This is a genomic window from Pseudomonas inefficax, from assembly GCF_900277125.1.
Lineage (GTDB): Bacteria > Pseudomonadota > Gammaproteobacteria > Pseudomonadales > Pseudomonadaceae > Aquipseudomonas > Aquipseudomonas inefficax.
In genome coordinates, this window is the sequence record NZ_OPYN01000001.1 from 254,923 (window position 1) to 272,713 (window position 17,791).

General features: G+C 62.7%; 21 protein-coding genes. 12 read left to right on the forward strand and 9 right to left on the reverse strand.

Annotated features, from left to right (window positions below; translation table 11 throughout):
- Positions 1-59: 59 nt before the first annotated feature.
- Positions 60-677, reverse strand: a complete 618-nt coding sequence (locus JV551A3_RS01245; RefSeq protein ID WP_133969819.1) for an NAD(P)-dependent oxidoreductase — start codon at positions 675-677, stop codon at positions 60-62.
- Between the two features lie 52 nt (positions 678-729).
- On the opposite strand from JV551A3_RS01245, the gene JV551A3_RS01250 reads away from it, so the two are divergent.
- The gene (locus tag JV551A3_RS01250; RefSeq protein WP_003261037.1) at positions 730-1,062 is read left to right on the forward strand and encodes a DOPA 4,5-dioxygenase family protein; all 333 of its coding nucleotides are present in this window, start codon (positions 730-732) and stop codon (positions 1,060-1,062) included.
- Between the two features lie 120 nt (positions 1,063-1,182).
- Here the strand turns inward: JV551A3_RS01250 and trpA are convergent, their stop codons facing one another.
- Together trpA and trpB are read right to left on the reverse strand one after the other, a co-directional pair.
- Positions 1,183-1,992 (reverse strand): tryptophan synthase subunit alpha, encoded by an 810-nt coding sequence (trpA, locus tag JV551A3_RS01255; protein WP_112251693.1) that lies wholly within the window; start codon positions 1,990-1,992, stop codon positions 1,183-1,185.
- Complete coding sequence (gene trpB, locus JV551A3_RS01260) at positions 1,989-3,206, reverse strand: tryptophan synthase subunit beta (protein ID WP_133969820.1); 1,218 nt, start codon at positions 3,204-3,206, stop codon at positions 1,989-1,991. Before trpB ends, trpA begins: the two co-directional genes overlap by 4 nt.
- 111 nt (positions 3,207-3,317) lie before the next feature.
- Here trpB and JV551A3_RS01265 point away from each other — a divergent pair, with 111 nt between their 5' ends.
- Positions 3,318-4,214: a LysR family transcriptional regulator gene (locus JV551A3_RS01265; RefSeq protein ID WP_133969821.1), complete on the forward strand. Its 897-nt coding sequence runs from the start codon at positions 3,318-3,320 to the stop codon at positions 4,212-4,214.
- On the opposite strand, the gene JV551A3_RS01270 is transcribed toward JV551A3_RS01265, so the two are convergent.
- Complete coding sequence (locus JV551A3_RS01270) at positions 4,211-4,534, reverse strand: ElaB/YgaM/YqjD family protein (RefSeq protein WP_112251696.1); 324 nt, start codon at positions 4,532-4,534, stop codon at positions 4,211-4,213. The two genes, JV551A3_RS01265 and JV551A3_RS01270, sit on opposite strands and share 4 nt — an antisense overlap.
- 150 nt (positions 4,535-4,684) lie before the next feature.
- Here JV551A3_RS01270 and JV551A3_RS01275 point away from each other — a divergent pair, with 150 nt between their 5' ends.
- Together JV551A3_RS01275 and JV551A3_RS01280 are read left to right on the forward strand one after the other, a co-directional pair.
- Entirely contained in the window at positions 4,685-4,900 is a 216-nt protein-coding gene (locus tag JV551A3_RS01275; RefSeq protein ID WP_013970282.1) for a dodecin, read from the forward strand.
- A 101-nt stretch (positions 4,901-5,001) separates the two neighbouring features.
- Positions 5,002-5,223, forward strand: coding sequence for a DUF1161 domain-containing protein (locus JV551A3_RS01280; RefSeq protein WP_133969822.1), 222 nt, complete (start codon positions 5,002-5,004; stop codon positions 5,221-5,223).
- Positions 5,224-5,321: 98 nt separating this feature from the next.
- On the opposite strand, the gene JV551A3_RS01285 is transcribed toward JV551A3_RS01280, so the two are convergent.
- Positions 5,322-6,326 (reverse strand): LLM class flavin-dependent oxidoreductase, encoded by a 1,005-nt coding sequence (locus JV551A3_RS01285; RefSeq protein ID WP_133969823.1) that lies wholly within the window; start codon positions 6,324-6,326, stop codon positions 5,322-5,324.
- Positions 6,327-6,478: 152 nt separating this feature from the next.
- On the opposite strand from JV551A3_RS01285, the gene JV551A3_RS01290 reads away from it, so the two are divergent.
- Together JV551A3_RS01290 and JV551A3_RS01295 are read left to right on the forward strand one after the other, a co-directional pair.
- Positions 6,479-6,904 (forward strand): OsmC family protein, encoded by a 426-nt coding sequence (locus JV551A3_RS01290; RefSeq protein WP_112251699.1) that lies wholly within the window; start codon positions 6,479-6,481, stop codon positions 6,902-6,904.
- Positions 6,905-6,977: 73 nt separating this feature from the next.
- Complete coding sequence (locus JV551A3_RS01295; protein ID WP_133969824.1) at positions 6,978-7,211, forward strand: DUF1161 domain-containing protein; 234 nt, start codon at positions 6,978-6,980, stop codon at positions 7,209-7,211.
- Positions 7,212-7,332: 121 nt separating this feature from the next.
- Here the strand turns inward: JV551A3_RS01295 and JV551A3_RS01300 are convergent, their stop codons facing one another.
- Together JV551A3_RS01300 and JV551A3_RS01305 are read right to left on the reverse strand one after the other, a co-directional pair.
- The gene (locus tag JV551A3_RS01300) at positions 7,333-7,746 is read right to left on the reverse strand and encodes a PA0061/PA0062 family lipoprotein (protein ID WP_013970286.1); all 414 of its coding nucleotides are present in this window, start codon (positions 7,744-7,746) and stop codon (positions 7,333-7,335) included.
- A 55-nt stretch (positions 7,747-7,801) separates the two neighbouring features.
- Positions 7,802-8,215, reverse strand: coding sequence for a PA0061/PA0062 family lipoprotein (locus JV551A3_RS01305; RefSeq protein ID WP_015268455.1), 414 nt, complete (start codon positions 8,213-8,215; stop codon positions 7,802-7,804).
- An 85-nt stretch (positions 8,216-8,300) separates the two neighbouring features.
- Between JV551A3_RS01305 and JV551A3_RS01310 the strand changes: the two genes are divergently transcribed.
- Positions 8,301-9,374, forward strand: a complete 1,074-nt coding sequence (locus JV551A3_RS01310; RefSeq protein WP_133969825.1) for an aminopeptidase — start codon at positions 8,301-8,303, stop codon at positions 9,372-9,374.
- 123 nt (positions 9,375-9,497) lie between these two features.
- Here the strand turns inward: JV551A3_RS01310 and JV551A3_RS01315 are convergent, their stop codons facing one another.
- On the reverse strand, positions 9,498-10,148 hold the full coding sequence (locus tag JV551A3_RS01315) for an HAD family hydrolase (RefSeq protein WP_133969826.1): 651 nt from the start codon (positions 10,146-10,148) through the stop codon (positions 9,498-9,500).
- A gap of 123 nt (positions 10,149-10,271) precedes the next feature.
- On the reverse strand, positions 10,272-10,820 hold the full coding sequence (locus JV551A3_RS01320) for a gamma carbonic anhydrase family protein (protein WP_133969827.1): 549 nt from the start codon (positions 10,818-10,820) through the stop codon (positions 10,272-10,274).
- A gap of 66 nt (positions 10,821-10,886) precedes the next feature.
- Here JV551A3_RS01320 and prlC point away from each other — a divergent pair, with 66 nt between their 5' ends.
- The 5 genes from prlC to JV551A3_RS01345 all read left to right on the forward strand — a co-directional run bounded on the left by prlC (position 10,887) and on the right by JV551A3_RS01345 (position 17,649).
- Positions 10,887-12,974 carry an oligopeptidase A gene (prlC, locus tag JV551A3_RS01325; RefSeq protein ID WP_133969828.1) on the forward strand — a complete coding sequence of 696 codons (2,088 nt, stop codon included), beginning with the start codon at positions 10,887-10,889 and terminating at the stop codon, positions 12,972-12,974.
- Positions 12,971-13,252, forward strand: coding sequence for a YheV family putative zinc ribbon protein (locus JV551A3_RS01330; protein WP_133969829.1), 282 nt, complete (start codon positions 12,971-12,973; stop codon positions 13,250-13,252). Before prlC ends, JV551A3_RS01330 begins: the two co-directional genes overlap by 4 nt.
- Positions 13,253-13,376: 124 nt before the next feature.
- On the forward strand, positions 13,377-15,371 hold the full coding sequence (locus tag JV551A3_RS01335; RefSeq protein WP_133969830.1) for a M3 family metallopeptidase: 1,995 nt from the start codon (positions 13,377-13,379) through the stop codon (positions 15,369-15,371).
- A 77-nt stretch (positions 15,372-15,448) separates the two neighbouring features.
- A complete protein-coding gene (locus JV551A3_RS01340) occupies positions 15,449-16,507 on the forward strand; it encodes a PA0069 family radical SAM protein (RefSeq protein WP_133969831.1) in 1,059 nt (352 codons plus the stop codon).
- 422 nt (positions 16,508-16,929) lie between these two features.
- The gene (locus tag JV551A3_RS01345; RefSeq protein WP_063912352.1) at positions 16,930-17,649 is read left to right on the forward strand and encodes a carbonic anhydrase; all 720 of its coding nucleotides are present in this window, start codon (positions 16,930-16,932) and stop codon (positions 17,647-17,649) included.
- Positions 17,650-17,791 lie beyond the last annotated feature (142 nt).

The following is a 17,791-nucleotide window of genomic DNA, read 5'->3' on the forward strand; positions in this document are numbered from 1 at the left end:
CGCCGGCCCGTGTAGGAGCGGCCTTGCGTCGCGATGGGCTGCACAGCAGCCCCGGCAATCTAGACCACGAAGTTCAGATGCTCGCCCCGGTGCAAATCCAGCTCCAGCATATCCACCATCCCCGCCGCTACCCTGGCCAGGTGCCGCAACGGCTCAGCCAACCCCGGCTCCAGCGTTCCCTCGGTGCTGCGAAAGTGCTCCATCCCCAACCCGGGCAGCTCCTGCGGCGCATTGATCAACGTCCAGTGCAAGGCACTGCGCTGTAACCCGTCCACCACCTGGTCCACACACTCCCGCTCTGCCTCGCTGTACTTGCCCGGCTCATCCAGCACATCGAAATCGCCCACCAACAACAGCCGGCGTATAGTCGTACGCTTCAGCCCCGCCACCAGCGCCTCGCTCATGCGGGCTTGCCCGGGCAGATCGCCCGACGCCAGCGTCGACAACAAGGCAATTACTGCTGACCCGCCTGCCGCGCCCTGCTCCGCCTGGTCGGCATCGCCCAGCCCGCCTATCTTGAAATGCAGGCCGGGGCGCGGCGCATGGCGGTTGAGGTCGTCGACCACGGCGGTGACTTCGTGCTGGCGCGACAGCAGCTCTACCATCAGGGCATTGCCCAGGCTGCTTTCAGGCCCGAACAGGACCAGTTTGAACACTGGGGTTTCGGCGTTTTTCACTGCATCACTCCCTTTGCAGGTGGTGATGGTTGGACCGCAATCAGGAGTTATCGTGCAAAGGATCAAGGGCTATCACGCCCACGTTTACTACGACGCAGCGACCATGGACCAGGCCCGTGAACTGTGTGAGGAGGCGGCGCGGCTGTTTCCCGTGACCATGGGGCGCATGCACCAGAAACCGGTGGGGCCGCATCCGGACTGGAGCTGTCAGTTGGCGTTCGGGCCGGAGGTGGTGGGGGTGGTGTTGCCGTGGTTGGCGTTGTATCGGAAGGGGTTGGTGGTGTTCATGCATCCGCTGACCGGGGATGAACTGGCGGACCACCGGGATCATGCGATCTGGATGGGGGCTGTAAGGCCGCTGGATCTGTCGATTTTTGGGGGCTGAGGCTCTGTTGCTTGTGCGGGCCTCTTCGCGGGCTCGCCCGCTCCCACAGGGATATCACAGGGCCTGAGGGCGGCGCTGTACCTGTGGGAGCTGGCTTGCCGGCGATGAAGGCGACGCGGTTCAGCGACGAGCGCCGCGCACCCCTTCAGCCAGTGCCGAGCACAAGCTCAATACATCGTTCACTGCCTGCTCGGCATTCTTGGCCTGGGCAATCTTGTCGACCAGCGCCGAGCCCACCACCACGCCGTCCGACAGGCGGGCAATGGCCGCAGCCTGCTCCGGCGTACGAATGCCAAAACCAACGCTGATCGGCAGATCGGTATGCCGACGCAGGCGGGCAATGGCTTCGGTCACGTGCTCGGTGGTCGCCGAGCCAGCGCCGGTTACACCGGCCACCGACACGTAGTAGACGAACCCGGAGCTGCGCTCCAGCACGCGCGGCAGGCGCGCGTCGTCGGTGGTCGGGGTGGTCAGGCGGATGAAGTCGATACCCGCGGCCTGGGCCGGGGTCGCCAGTTCGGCGTCGTGCTCTGGCGGCAGGTCGACGATGATCAGGCCATCGACACCCGCTTGCTTGGCTTCGGCCACGAACTTTTCCACGCCAAAGCGGTGGATCGGGTTGTAGTAACCCATCAGCACGATCGGCGTGGTCTGGTTATCCACACGGAATTCGCGAACCATCTGCAGGGTCTTGGCCAAGGTCTGGCCAGCCTCCAGGGCGCGCAGGGTGGCCAGCTGGATCGCCACACCATCGGCCATCGGGTCGGTGAACGGCATGCCCAGTTCGATCACGTCGGCACCGGCAGCCGGCAGGCCCTTGAGGATCTGCAGCGAGGCGTCATAGCCCGGGTCGCCCGCGGTGACGAAGGTGACCAGTGCCGAGCGGCCTTCGGCTTTCAGCTCGGCGAAACGTTGTTCAAGACGGCTCATGCCTGTTTCTCCTGGGCGGCCATGTGGCTCATGACGGTTTGCATGTCTTTGTCACCGCGGCCCGACAGGCAGATCACCATCAGGTGGTCCTTGGGCAGCTTCGGTGCGCGCTTGATCGCTTCGGCCAGGGCGTGGGAGCTTTCCAGTGCCGGGATGATGCCTTCCAGTCGGCAGCAGGCATGGAACGCGTCCAACGCCTCGTCGTCAGTGATGCTGACGTATTCCACACGCTTCACTTCGTGCAGGTAGGCGTGTTCCGGGCCGATGCCCGGGTAGTCCAGGCCGGCGGAAATCGAGTGGGCGTCGGTGATCTGGCCGTCTTCGTCCTGCAGCAGGTAGGTGCGGTTGCCGTGCAGCACGCCCGGTACGCCGCCGTTCAGGCTGGCGGCGTGCTTGTCGGTGTGCACGCCATGGCCACCGGCTTCGACGCCGATGATCTGCACGCTTGGCTCTTCGAGGAATTCATGGAACAGGCCCATGGCGTTGGAGCCACCACCGACGCAGGCTACCAGGCTGTCTGGCAGGCGGCCTTCCTTCTCTTGCAACTGGGCGCGGGTTTCCTTGCCGATGATCGACTGGAAGTCGCGGACCATGGCCGGGTACGGGTGCGGGCCGGCCACGGTGCCGATCAGGTAGAAGGTGTCTTCGACGTTGGTGACCCAGTCGCGCAGGGCTTCGTTCATGGCATCTTTCAGGGTGCCGGTACCGGCGGTGACCGGCACGATCTCGGCGCCCAGCAGCTTCATGCGGAACACGTTGGCCTGCTGGCGCTCGATGTCGGTGGCACCCATGTAGATCACACAAGGCAGGCCGAAGCGGGCCGCGACGGTGGCGGTGGCCACGCCGTGCATGCCGGCGCCGGTTTCGGCAATCAGACGCTTCTTGCCCATGCGCTTGGCCAGCAGCACCTGGCCGATGCAGTTGTTTACCTTGTGCGCGCCGGTGTGGTTGAGTTCTTCACGCTTGAAGAAAATCTTCGCGCCGCCGCAGTGCTCGGTCAGGCGTTCGGCGAAGTACAGCGGGTTGGGGCGGCCGATGTAGTCGCGCTGGAAGTAGGCCAGCTCTTCGAGGAACTTGGGGTCTGCCTTGGCCGCTTCGTATTCGCGGGCCAGGTCCAGCACCAGTGGCATCAGGGTTTCGGCCACGTAGCGGCCGCCGAACGAGCCGAACAGGCCATTGGCGTCAGGGCCGGGACGGTATTGGGACTGGGTCATCGGGGCGCTCCAGGGCGTAATGAACAAGTGATGGGCTTTACTCTAACCACGGCAAGCCCTGCTGAAAACCGATAAGATTGCGCAAACTTGTCAGAAAAACTCACAGGTAAAATGGCCCACGACCTTCCTCCCCTCAATGCCCTGCGGGCCTTCGAGGCTACCGCACGGCTCAATAGCGTCAGCCAGGCGGCCGAAGCGCTGCACGTCACCCATGGCGCCGTCAGCCGGCAGATCAAGGTACTTGAAGAGCACTTGGGCGTAGCGCTGTTCGTGAAGGACGGGCGTGGCATCAAACTCACAGATGCCGGCGTACGCCTGCGCGATGCCAGTGGCGAAGCCTTTGACCGCCTGCGTAGCGTGTGCGCCGAGCTCAGCCACGATGTCAGCGATGCACCATTCGTGCTGGGTTGTTCGGGCAGCTTGCTGGCGCGCTGGTTTATCCCACGACTGGGGCGGCTGCAGGCTGACTTGCCTGAACTGCGCTTGCACCTGTCGGCCGGTGAAGGCGACCTGGACCCGCGGCGGCCAGGGCTGGATGCGTTGTTGGTGTATGCCGAGCCGCCGTGGCCGGGGGACATGCAAGTGCATGTACTGGCCGAGGAACGCATCGGGCCGGTGCTCAGCCCGCATTTCGCCGGTTTCGAGCGCTTGCAGGGCGCGCCAGCCAAGGCGTTGCTGGGCGAAGCCTTGCTGCACACCACCTCGCGCCCGCAGGCTTGGCCGACCTGGGCGCTGGAACAGGGGTTGGAGCCGGCGGCCCTTCACTATGGCCAGGCTTTCGAGCACCTGTATTACCTGCTGGAGGCTGCCGTGGCCGGGTTGGGTGTGGCGATTGCGCCGCAGCCGCTGGTCGCCGATGACCTGCGGGCGGGCCGTTTGAGTGCGCCGTGGGGTTTTTCACCTACCCCTGCGGCTTTGGCACTTTGGGTGCCCAGGCGCGCCGCGGACGGGCGCGCCGAGCAGTTGGCGCAGTGGTTACGGGCGGAGCTGGCGCGCCAGAGCGCTTAGTTGCGCTTGCACAGCAAGTAGGCCGCCAGCAGGCCCAGTGCGCCGATGGCAACACCCGCCGTGGTGTATGGGTGTTCCTGGGCGTAATCACGGGTGGCGAGGCCGGTCTGGCGGGTCCGCTGCTTCACTTCCTCGTAGGCATCGCTCAGCAGGCTACGGGAATGCCGAAGGGCGCTTTCGGCGTTGCTGCGAATGGCCTTCACCGACTTCTGGGATTCTTCCGACGCGTCATGCTTGAGGTTCTCCAGGCTCTTCAGAAGGCTCTCGATTTCGGCTTCCATACTTTCCAGGGACGTTTTACGCAGCGAATTGCGGTGCATGTTGACTCTCCTTCGCGTTGTGGACTGTAGAGGTTGCGACTGCCAAGCGAAGCGAAAGTGCGATCGAACTTTTACCAACGGTGACGGTTCGCAGGTAAACCCTGCCTGCGCTGCTAGGCTGAATCTCACCGTTATCCAAGGAGAGCGCTCATGACCGATCATCACACCTACAAGAAGATCGAACTGGTGGGGTCGTCGACCACCAGCATCGAGGAGGCCATCAACAATGCCCTGGCCGAAGCCGGCAAGAGCATCAAGCACCTGGAGTGGTTCGAAGTGATAGATACCCGGGGCCATATCCGCGACAACAAGGCGGCGCACTTCCAAGTCACGCTAAAGGTCGGCTTCCGCATCGCCAATAGCTGAAACACTGCCGGGCTGGATGAGCCCGGCATGATGGGGTATTCAGGAAGGGCGCGCCTTGGCGGGCGCCCCTTCTGATTTCATCTGCACAAGGAAAGCGAGTGATGAACAAACTGATTCTGGCGCTGGGCCTGATGGCCCTGGCCGGTGGTGCGCTGGCGGCGGGCAAGCCGTGCGAGGAGCTCAAGGCAGAGATTGCGGCCAAGCTGGATGCCAAAGGGGTCACCGGCTACAAGCTGGAGATCGTCGACAAGGGCGACCCGGCCGGCAAGGTGATCGGCAGTTGCGAGGCTGGTACCAAGGAGATTGTGTACCGCCGCGGTTAACGCGTTGGCTTCTTCGCGGGTAAACCCGCTCCCACAGGTACAGCGTCGCTCTCAGGCCTGTGATATCCCTGTGGGAGCGGGTTTACCCGCGAAGAGGATCATGCGGTCTTGAGTGCCTGCGCCATCAGTTCATATGACCGAATCCGGTCCGCATGCTCATACAAATCACAGGTAAAGATCAGCTCATCTGCCCCGGTCTGCTCCAGCAGCACTTCCACCTTGGCCCGCACCTTCTGCGGGCTGCCGATCATCGCCAGGCCGAGGAAGCTGCCTACCGCGTCCCGCTCATGGGGCAGCCACAGCCCATCCATGCTTTCCACCGGCGGCTTTTGCATCAGGCTCTGCCCGCGAATCAGCGCGAGGATGCGCTGGTACACCGAAGTGGCCAGGTACTCGGCCTTTTCATCGGTTTCTGCCACCACCATGGGGATGCCCAGCATCACATACGGCTTGTCCAGTGTGGTCGAAGGCTTGAAGTGGTTGCGGTACACGCGGATCGCCTCATGCATCAAGCGCGGCGCAAAGTGCGAGGCGAACGCGTAGGGCATGCCGCGCATCCCGGCCAGCTGGGCGCTGAACAGGCTGGAGCCAAGCAGCCACATCGGTACCTCGGTATCGTGCCCAGGCACGGCGATCACTTTTTGATCATCGGTACGCGGGCCGAGGTAGCGTGACAGTTCCTCGACATCGTCCGGGAAGTCATCCGGGCCGCCAGCGCGGTCGCGACGCAGGGCGTAGGCAGTCATCTGGTCGGAGCCTGGCGCGCGGCCCAGACCCAGGTCGATGCGCCCCGGATACAGGCTGGCCAGGGTGCCGAACTGCTCGGCGATCACCAGCGGCGCATGGTTGGGCAGCATGACCCCACCAGAGCCCACGCGAATGCTCGAGGTCCCCCCAGCCAGATAGCCGATCAGCACGGAAGTCGCCGAACTGGCGATGCCGTCCATGTTGTGGTGCTCGGCCACCCAGAAGCGGTTGTAGCCAAAGCGCTCGACGTGCTGCGCCAGGTCCAGCGAGTTGTGCAGTGACTGCGCCGGGCCGGCGTCGGCACGTACCGGCACCAGGTCGAGGGTGGAAATCTTCAGGTCACGCAACTGCGTCATGGAGCCTCCGCGAAGGTGTTTGGCCACAGGCCTTTTCAACTCTGTATGGGCATATTCGAAGGATTCAATGCTTGCCGTGCGATTGCTCTGAACTTGCCGTAGGCGGCTGACCTCTGAAGCCATAAGCATGTAACCCGAGACCAGGAGGCATCATGAAAAAGACAGCATCGGCGATCTGGCAAGGTGGCCTGAAAGACGGCAAAGGGCTGCTTTCTACCGAAAGTGGCGCGCTCAAGCAGAACCCCTACGGCTTCAACACCCGTTTCGAGGGCTCGTCCGGGACCAACCCGGAGGAGCTGATCGGCGCGGCGCACGCCGGCTGTTTCTCGATGGCGCTGTCGATGATGCTGGGCGAAGCGGGGCTCACCCCGGACAGGATCGACACCGCTGCCGAAGTGACCCTCGACAAGCAAGCTGATGGCTTTGCCATTACGGCGGTGCATTTGGTGCTCAGGGCCAAGGTACCCGGGGCAAGTGAAGCGCAGTTCTTGCAGATCGCCGACAAGGCCAAGGCCGGGTGCCCGGTGTCCAAGGTGCTGAACGCGAAGATCAGCCTGGATGCGGCGCTGGTGGGTTGAAGCGGTGCAATGAGGGCGGTTTGTTGTAGTCTAAACAGCGTCGGCAGCACGCTGCCCTTTCAGGAGCCGTTTCATGATTCGCGTAGCAATCACCGTGTTGGCTTCCCTGGTCGCCACATCTGCGTTGGCGGCGGTCAAGCCGTGCGAGGAGCTCAAAGCCGAGATCGAGGCCAAGATCCAGGCCCAGGGTGTTGCGTCCTATACCCTCGAGATCGTGCCCAACAGCGAGGTCAAGGACCAGAACATGGTCGTCGGGACCTGCGACGGTGGGACCAAGAAGATCATTTATCAGAAGAATGATCGGTAGGTTCAGGATTTTGGGGGCCGCTTTGCGGGCCATTCGCAGCACAAGGCTGCTCCTACAGGATATACGCGGAACCCTGTAGGAGCAGCCTTGTGCTGCGAATGGGCTGCGAAGCAGCCCCGGATCAAGGAATGCAGAACACCTCGCTAGGCTCGTTCACCACCACCTTGCGGCTGCCGTCATACAGCAGCACCTGCGGCTCCATCACCGGCGCCCGCGCCTCCAGGCGATAGCGTTCACCGGCCTTGAAGTTGTCAAAGCGCACGGTCAGGTAGCAGGTACGGTCCCGGGGCTGGGTCATGAGGCCGCCGCCGTAGATCTCATAATCGAAGCGCACTACCAGTTCGTGCTTGCCTGGCGTCACCTGGAAGTAACGGCCATCCTCCAGGCGCTTGCCGTCGAGGCGGTCGGCCATGATCACCCTGCCGGGTGTCATGGTGTAAAGGTCGACCCAGGCCTGCTTGGGATCGACGGGCGGCAAGGGGCTGGCGCAAGCCCCCAGTGCACTGAGGGCGATCAGCATCATGGGCTGGCGCATGGCAAGACTCCCGCTTGCGACTTATACGCTACAAGCATAGCGCCGTTTGTGCATTTCAGGTGCGCTGGCAGCCTGCAGGCAAGCCCTGGCCAACCAGTTTCTGCTGATGGTCGTAGAGCTTGATCCAGGGGCGGAAGCCGATGCTGCCAGCCTGCAGCTGGTAGCGCTGGCCGGCACTGAAATCCTTGAAGGTCAGCTTGACCTGGCAATCCCGCCATAAAGGCTCCTCGACCGGGCCGATATTGCTGGGGGTAACAGGAAACTGGTAGCGCACGGTCAGCTCGTGGCTGCCGGGCTGTACTTCGAAGTAACGGCTGTCGGCCCAGTCGCGTTCATCTACCTGCACGGCATGGAGCGAAGTGTTGTCGTAGGGCGTGAGGTCGATCCAGGCCTGGTTCGGGTCCGGGTCTGGCAAGGTCGAACAGGCGGAAATCAGCAACAGTGAACCGGTGACCAACAGTGCACGCATGGCGAAACGCCCCCTTGGCGAGATAGTCTTGGAGTGAATCGGCCTTGAGCGAGTCAGACAGTTGCAGATGCTTCGACTTATTCTTATGCAGCGCTCAGGCCCTGGGCCACTCGACCGTGTTTTTATCCGTTTGGTTCCCCTGCTGGCGGTACTCCTGCTGAACGGTTGCAGCAGCGCCGCCTACTATGGGCAGCTGGTCGAAGGCCAGTGGCAGCTGCTACGTGCACGGCAGCCGGTAGAGCAGGTAGTGGCCAACCCGGCCACTTCAACGCAATTGCGCGCACGTCTGGAACACGCCAGGCAGGCGCGGTTGTTTGCCAGCCAGCAACTTAAGCTGCCGGACAACCGCAGCTATCGGGTGTATGCCGACATTGGCAGGCCCTACGTGGTATGGAATGTGTTCGCCACCCCCGAGCTGTCGTTGCAGCCAGTGACGCACTGCTTCCCGATCGCGGGGTGTGTGGCCTACCGCGGCTATTACCAGCAAGGCGCGGCGCGTGGGGCGGCGGCGTTGATGCGCCAGGACGGCATGGATGTGTACGTGGGCGGCGTGGAGGCCTATTCGACGCTGGGCTGGTTCGACGACCCGATCCTGTCATCAATGGTGGGCTGGAGCGACGAGCGCCTGGCCACATTGATCTTCCATGAGCTGGCCCACCAGCGCTTCTATGTGCAGGACGATACCGAGTTCAACGAGTCGTTTGCTTCCTTCGTCGAGCAGGAAGGCACGCGACAATGGCGTGTGGCGCTTGGCCTGGCTGCCTCTGGCGGGGAGCAGGGGCAGCAACGTGAGCAATTGATCCGGTTGGTGCTGGCCTGCCGCGAGCGGTTGCAGGCGATTTATGCCGGGCCTCTGGATGATGTGCAGAAGCGGGCGGCCAAGCAGGCGGAGTTCGAGCGCTTGAGGCGCGAGTACCGGCAGCTAAGGGATGGCCAGTGGGGTGGCGACAAGCGCTATGACGCCTGGATGTATGGGCCGATGAACAATGCCAAGTTGCTGCCGTTCGGGCTGTATGACCAGTGGGTGCCGGCGTTTGCCGCGGTGTTCCGCGAGGTGGGTGGGGATTGGGCGCGGTTTTACCAGCGCGTCGAACAGTTGGGGCAGTTGCCGATTGAAGGGCGGAAGGCGGCGTTGCAGCGGTTGATGGTGAACCTGTGAGAATTTGGGGCCGCTTTGCGGCCCATCGCGACGCAAGGCCGCTCCCACAAAGGTCCTGCTTACGCCGATCGATGTGGGAGCGGCCTTGCGTCGCGATGGGCTGCAAAGCAGCCCCCAGGGCCATCAAGCCTTGAGGAACGCCTGATGCATCTCGGCCAAGGTAGCAAAGTGGTAGGCCGGTTCTTCCGCCATCAACTCTTCCTGGCTACCAAACCCGTACCCCACCGCCACCGCTTGCAAGCCATTGCTGCGCGCACCGATCAGGTCATGCTTGCGGTCGCCGATCATCAGCGTCTGCGCCGGGTCCAGCCCTTCTTCATCCAGCAGGTGGCGAATCAGCTCCACCTTGTTGGTGCGCGTGCCGTCCAGCTCACTGCCGTAGATCACCTTGAAGTGGTGGTCGAAGGCGAAGTGCCGGGCGATTTCACGGGCGAACTCCCACGGTTTTGAGGTGGCGATATACAGCGTGCGGCCCTGACCGGTCAGGGCCTCGAGCAGCTCCGGTACACCTTCGAACACCAGGTTTTCGTACAGGCCGGTGACCTTGAAGCGTTCCCGATAGAAGTTCACCGCCTCCCAGGCCTTGGCTTCGTCGAAACTGTAGAAATGCATGAAGGCCTGCAACAGGGGTGGGCCGATGAAGTGCTCGAGGCGGGTGAGGTCTGGCTCGTCGATACCCAGTTTGGCCAGGGCGTACTGGATCGAGCGGGTGATGCCCTGGCGCGGGTCGGTCAGGGTGCCGTCGAGGTCGAAGAGGATGTTTTGCTGGTGCATTTTGCGGGGGTCCACTTTGAGTGCTGCGTGATCTTCTTCGCGGGTAAACCCGCTCCCACAGGGATATCACAGGGCCTGGGGCTGGCGCCGTACCTGTGGGAGCGGGTTTACCCGCGAATTCGGTCATTCCGGTTGATCGTAGCCTTCGGCCAAATGCTGGTCTTTGAGCTTCACGTAGTTACTGGCGCTGTAGGCAAAAAATGCATGTTCCTGCTCGTTCAGCAGCCGGGCCTGTTTCACCGGGCTACCCATGTACAGGTAGCCACTGACCAGGCGCTTGCCCGGCGGCACCAGGCTGCCGGCGCCGATGATCACTTCGTCCTCGACAATGGCGCCGTCCATGATGGTACTGCCCATGCCGACCAGGATGCGATTGCCCAGGGTGCAGCCATGCAGCATGACCTTATGACCGATGGTCACCTCGTCACCGATGATCAACGGGAAGCCGTCCGGGTTGAACGGACCGGCATGGGTGATGTGCAGCACGCTGCCGTCCTGCACGCTGGTGCGCGCGCCGATGCGGATGCGGTGCATGTCGCCGCGTATCACGGTCAACGGCCAGACGGAGCTGTCTTCACCGATTTCCACGTCGCCCAGCACTACCGCCGATCGGTCGACGAAGGCCCTGGGCCCAACTTTCGGAGTGTGTTGCTGGAAGCTTCGGATGGCCATGATAGCGTCTCTCATCTGTGCCGATAGGCAGGCTGCCTGCTGCGGTCGGCGTCGATTGTAATTAAGATGGGGCAGTGTTTCTTCTGCCAAGGTATCCAAACCGTGAGTGCGAACAACCCGCTTCTGCAGTCCTACGATCTGCCGCCCTTCTCGCAAATCCGTGCCGAACACGTGTTGCCGGCGATCGAAGCGATCCTGGCCGACAACCGTAAAGCCATTGCCGAGATCCTCGAAAAGCAGGGCAAGAACCCTACCTGGGCTGGCCTGGTGCTGGCCATGGACGAATTGAACGACCGCCTGGGCGCCGCATGGAGCCCGGTCAGCCACCTCAATGCGGTGTGCAACAGCGCAGAGCTGCGCGAAGCCTACGAGTCGTGCCTGCCGGCGCTGAGCGCCTACTCTACCGAACTGGGCCAGAACCGCGCGCTGTTCGAAGCCTACCAGGCGCTGATCGACAGCCCCGAAGCCGCCGGCTTCGATGTGGCGCAAAAGACTATCCTCGAGCACGCCCTGCGTGACTTCCGCCTGTCGGGTATCGACCTGCCGGCGGATAAACAGCAGCGCTACGCCGAAGTGCAGAGCAAGCTCAGCGAGCTGGGCAGCCGTTTCTCCAATCAGCTGCTCGATGCTACCCAGGCCTGGACCAAGCACGTTACCGACGAAGCCGCGCTGGCTGGCCTGACCGATTCGGCCAAAGCCCAGATGGCCGCCGCCGCCCAGGCCAAGGGCCTCGACGGCTGGCTGATCACCCTGGAATTCCCCAGCTACTACGCGGTGATGACCTACGCCAGCGACCGCGCCCTGCGCGAAGAGCTGTACGCCGCCTACTGCACCCGCGCCTCGGACCAGGGCCCGAATGCCGGCCAGTTCGACAACGGCCCGGTGATGCAGGAAATCCTCGGCCTGCGCCAGGAGCTGGCAGAACTGCTGGGCTACAAGAACTACGCCGAGCTGAGCCTTGCCACCAAGATGGCCGAGTCCAGCGACCAGGTGCTGAGCTTCCTGCGTGACCTGGCCAAGCGTTCCAAGCCGTTCGCCGCTCAGGACCTGATGCAACTCAAGGCCTATGCCGCCGAGCAGGGCTGCCCTGAGCTGGCCAGCTGGGACGCCGGCTACTTCGGCGAGAAGCTGCGCGAGCAGCGTTACAGCGTGTCGCAGGAAGCCCTGCGCGCCTACTTCCCGATCGACAAGGTGCTGGGCGGCTTGTTCAGCATCGTGCAGCGCCTGTACGGTATCGAAATCGCCGAGCTCAAGGGCTTCGACAGCTGGCACCCGGATGTGCGCCTGTTCGAGATCAAGGAAAACGGCCAGCACGTCGGCCGCTTCTTCTTCGACCTCTATGCCCGCGCCAACAAGCGTGGCGGCGCCTGGATGGATGGCGCGCGTGACCGTCGCCGCACAGCTGCTGGCCAGTTGCAGAGCCCGGTGGCCAACCTGGTGTGCAACTTTACCCCGGCCGCGCCCGGCAAGCCGGCGCTGTTGACCCACGATGAAGTCACCACGTTGTTCCACGAGTTCGGCCATGGCCTGCACCACATGCTGACCCGCATCGAGCATGCCGGTGTATCCGGCATCAATGGCGTGGCCTGGGACGCGGTCGAACTGCCGAGCCAGTTCATGGAAAACTGGTGCTGGGAGCCGGAAGGCCTGGCACTGATCTCCGCCCACTACGAAACCGGTGCCCCCCTGCCCCAGGACCTGCTGGACAAGATGCTGGCGGCGAAGAACTTCCAGTCGGGCATGATGATGGTGCGCCAGCTTGAATTCTCGCTGTTCGACTTCGAGCTGCATGCCACCCATGGCGACGGCCGCAGCGTGCTGCAGGTGCTCGAAGGCGTGCGCGACGAGGTGTCGGTCATGCGCCCGCCGGCTTACAACCGCTTCCCCAACAGCTTTGCGCACATCTTCGCTGGTGGGTACGCGGCGGGCTACTACAGCTACAAATGGGCCGAAGTGTTGTCGGCTGACGCCTTCTCGCGCTTCGAGGAAGAAGGTGTGCTGAACGCCGATACCGGCCGTGCCTTCCGCGAGGCGATCCTGGCACGCGGTGGTTCGCGCGAGCCGATGGAGCTGTTCGTCGACTTCCGTGGCCGTGAACCTTCCATTGATGCATTGCTGCGCCACAGCGGCCTGAGCGAGGACGCTGCGGCATGAGTGAGGGAGCCGTGAACAAGACCAAGAAACGCTTCATTGCCGGGGCGGTATGCCCGGCATGCAGCGAGACCGACAAGCTGATGATGTGGAACGAAGACGGCGTACCGCACCGCGAGTGCGTGGCCTGCGGCTTTACCGACACCCTCAACGAGCAGGGCTTGTCGGTGCCGAAGGAGCTCGGCACCCGGGTCAACCATCTGGAGCCGAAAGCCGCGCCGGCCAAGGTACAGACGGTGCAGTTCTTCCCCAACCCGAAGCTGAAGAAACCGGCTGAATAAAGCCGTCGTGCCGCCCGGGCTCATGCCCGGGCCGGCATGTCCCGGGTGGTAGATAGTCAGGCCACCTGTTGCACGCTGGCCATGCAAGCTCGCCTGCTCTTCCCTACGAGCAAGGTGTTGCACCATGGACAACCCCCTTCTGCAAAATAGCCGCACCCCCGTCGACTATCCGTCGATCACGCTTCAGAACATGCAAGTTGCCTTCGACTATGTGCTGTTGGCGCACGAGCAAGGTATCGAGCGCATCATCCGCGACCAGCAGGCATTGCCAACCTGGGATGACATGGTGCTGGCAGTGGACGGGCTGGATAGTCAGCTACTGGCGGTATTGTATGCCGCCTCGCCATTGGTTGGTCGGGATGAAGCCTGGGCTAGTGCCATTTTCGACTTCTTCGCCAAGGCCACGGAGCGGTTCGAACAGAAATTCACCAACTCCGCACTGCACGCCCTGTATGAGCGCTTGGCCAACAGCGACATCGGCAAGCAGCTGGACGCACAGAAACGCGCCACTTTGCGCTGGCATCTGCAAAAGTTCATCTCCAGTGGTGCATCGCTCGACCCAGCCGGCAAGATGCGCCTGGCCGAACTGCTGAAACAGATTGGAGCCGCGCGTGAGGCGTTTCGCAGCAATATCAACCGGCCAGGGCTGAGCATAACGGATGAGTCCGAACTGAGCGGTATACCGCAACGCATCCGTGACGAGCTGGCTACAAGAGCACAGGAGGCGGGTGAGCCGGGATGGTTGATTGCTTGTGAAAGCGTGACCACCGACGCCGTGCTCAAACATGCCGACAACCGGCAACTGCGTGAGCGCGTGTACCGGGCTTACAACACCAGAGGCGTCGGACTTGGCCAGCAGCAGGATAATCGCTCGCACCTGGAGCAACTGGCGAAGTTGCTGGAAGAAAAGGCCCACCTGCTCGGCTTTGCCAGCCACCTGGAGCAGAGCCTGCATACGAAGAGCGCGGGTTCGGTTGCCCAGGTGCGCGGCTTTCTTCATGACCTGGCTGGCCATGTGCGTCCGGCCGTGCTGCAGTGGCGTGCAGATATGCAACGCCAGGCCGCCGCCAAAGGGCTGGGGAGTGTCCAACCCTGGGACATTGCCTACCTGCAGGCCTCGTCGCGCGAGGTGCTTTCCACCGAAGCCTTGCGCGAGCACTTCCCGCTGAACGCCGTTGTCAGCGCCTTGAAGCAATTGGCGGATAAGCTGTTTGGCGTGACGCTGCAGGCCAGACCGCTGGCAACCTGGGATAACAGCGTGCAACCGTTCGAGGTGTGGCAGGACAACGCCTTGATCGGTTTCCTGTACCTGGACGCCGTACAGCATGCCGGCAAGCAGCCTGACTCGGTGTTTACCACTTACATTCGCAACCGCCGGGTCGATGCCGAGGGAATCTTCCAGGCGGCCTCGGTTGTGGTCTACAGCGATGTGCCAGCAGCGCTACCGGGTAGCCAGCCGTTGCTGGACCATCTGTCACTGCGCAAGCTGTTCCATGAGTTTGGCCATGCCTTGCACCATTTGCTCGTGCGCACGACCAACCACGTGATGTCCAACGTCACCGAACTCGGTACAGATGGCGTGGAGCTGTTCGGCAAGCTGTTCGAGCGCTGGGTCTGGGACGCGGACTACCTGGTGGCGATTTCTTCGCCCCGCCAGGATGGCAGCAAGCTTTCACGGACCCGGGTCGACGAGTGCCTGCGCCGCTTGCGACAACAAGGCGTGGAAGAAACCGCGCGCGATCTGAGCATGGCGCTGTTCGACCTGGACCTGCATGGCACGCCGAATGATGGCCGGTCCCTTGAGCAGCGCCTGGGCGATGCCCGTGAACAGTGTGGCTACTGGCCCCTGGCCGATTTCGAGCACCCGGCGCATGCCTTCGACCATCTGGTGAACGGCTACGATGCCGGCTATTACGCCTATCTGTGGTCGGATGTGCACGCCTTCGACCTGTTCACCCGTTTCGAGGCCCAAGGCTTGCTGAACCGGGCCACAGGACGGGCGTTGCAGGAGGCATTGCTTGCCCCAGGGGCATCGCGCCCGTTACGTGAAGGCATTGAGGAGTTCCTTGGCCGGCAGGCCAGCCAGTTGCCTTACCTGCGTTGGCATGGCTTGAAATGAGGATGTGCTGACCGGAGGTGCTGGAAAGCATCATGCGCACACGATACTGTATATGAATACAGTATTCGGGGTAAGCCATGATTCCTCCAGCACCGCAAAAGGGCCGTGGCACGGCGCACAATCCGCACAACCGCTTTGCTTCCAGCCATTCGGTGGTGGAGGATGACGGCTGGTATCAGGAGGTGCCGCAAACCCAGGGCACCGAGGTGCGGGCAGAGACGGCCAAGTCGATGATCAGCCGCAACACCTCGCCCGACCTGCCCTTCGACCGCTCCATCAACCCTTACCGTGGCTGCGAGCACGGTTGCATCTACTGCTATGCCCGTCCTTCCCACGCCTACTGGGACCTTTCCCCCGGTCTGGACTTCGAGACCAAGCTGATTGCCAAGACCAACGCTGCCGAAGTGCTGGTTGAGCAACTGAGCAAACCGGGTTACGTATGCGCACCGATCAACCTGGGTAGCAATACCGACCCGTATCAGCCGATCGAGCGTGAACAACTGCTGACTCGGCGCCTGCTCGAAGTGCTGCTGCGTTTCCGCCACCCGGTGACCATCGTTACCAAGGGTTCACTGGTGCTTCGCGACCTCGACTTGCTGGCCGAGATGGCGCGCCAGCGCCTGGCACGGGTGATGATCAGCTTGACCACGCTGGAGGATGACCTGAAACGGGTGCTGGAGCCGCGTGCGGCGTCGCCCAAGGCGCGTTTGCGGGCGATCCGCGTACTGCGTGAGGCGGGAGTGCCGGTGGGGGTGTTGTGTGCGCCGATGATCCCGATGATCAACGACAGTGAACTGGAGCACCTGCTGGAGGCGGCCAGGGAGGCTGGCGCACAGAGCGCGGCCTACATGATGCTGCGCCTGCCGCTGGAGGTGGCGCCGTTGTTCGAGCAATGGCTTCAGGACCATTACCCGCAGCGGGCGGCGCATGTGTTGAGCCTGATTCGCCAGAGCCGCGGTGGTGAACTGTATGACAGCCGGTTTGGTGCGCGCATGCGCGGTGAAGGCGTGTTTGCCGAGTTGCTGGCGCAGCGCTTTGCCAAGGCGATGAAACGGTTGGAGTTCGAAGGGCGAGAAGCGCAGGCGCTGGATTGTTCGGCGTTCTGCCCGCCGGGTGGGCAGATGGCATTGTTCTGATGCTTGAGCAGAGCACGGCCTTTGTGGGAGCGGGCGCGCCCGCGAACACCGGCGCAGCCGGTGCCATGTACCGAGTTGCCTCCTTCGCGGGCACGCCCGCTCCCACAGGTTCTACGCAGGTTCCGGGTTCCCGCATGGGGCGCATGGCCAGCCCTCAATGCAACTAATCCAAGTTGATAATTGCAGTAATGGCTCTTGGCAGTTGATGTTTTTTTGCTATTATCCAACTCCCGCCTTTCCTATCTGGAACACCCGTTCTAGAGCCTTCGAATTAAGTTTCAGTTAAGTTTTCCCCGCTAGCGTAGGCAACCAGTCCACGAAGACTGTGATTTATGGCCCGTGCGCGTCATCTAAATCTCCGCATAGCCAGAATCTTTCACCGGTAAAATGGATTTACCTACACACCGTCAAGAGGATGAATCATGCCCATCAAGGACCCATCCAAGGTCGTACCGCAGGTCCCCGCGGAGAGCGCCGATGCCGCCCTGAAGCACATCGTCGACGGCTTCCTGCGTTTTCACCATGACGTTTTCCCCGAGCAGCAAGAGCTGTTCAAGAAGCTCGCCACCGCGCAAACCCCGCGCGCCATGTTCATCACCTGCGCCGACTCGCGCATCGTTCCCGAGCTGATCACCCAGAGTTCGCCTGGCGACCTGTTCGTGACTCGTAACGTCGGTAACGTGGTACCGCCTTATGGCCAGATGAACGGCGGCGTTTCCAGCGCCATCGAATACGCCGTGCTGGCGTTGAAAGTGCATCACATCATCGTCTGTGGCCACTCCGACTGCGGCGCAATGCGTGCGGTGCTCAACCCGCAGTCGCTGACCAAGATGCCGACCGTGTCCGCCTGGTTGCGCCACGCCGAAGTGGCCCGCACCGTGGTCGAGAACAACTGCTCGTGCGGCAGCGAGCACGAAACGATGCAGGTGCTGACCAAGGAAAACGTCATCGCCCAGCTGCATCACTTGCGCACACACCCTTCGGTGGCTTCGCGCCTGGCAGCCGGTGAGCTGTTCATTCATGGTTGGGTCTACGATATCGAGACCAGCAAGATCGAAGCCTACGACGCCGCCAGCGACAGCTTCCTGCCCCTGGCTGCTGGCGAGCCGGTCCCCTGCGCTACTCCGAGAGGCCGCTACTAAGCGACCCGTCCACCCGCTGAAACCTTGATAGCCGGCTGCACCCTGTAGGGGTGTGGCGCGGCCTTCGGCTGCCCTGAATTCCCTGACTGCCTGCCGGCACGCCCGCTGGCGGCCCGCGCCTGCGCGCTCGTCGGGGACAAAC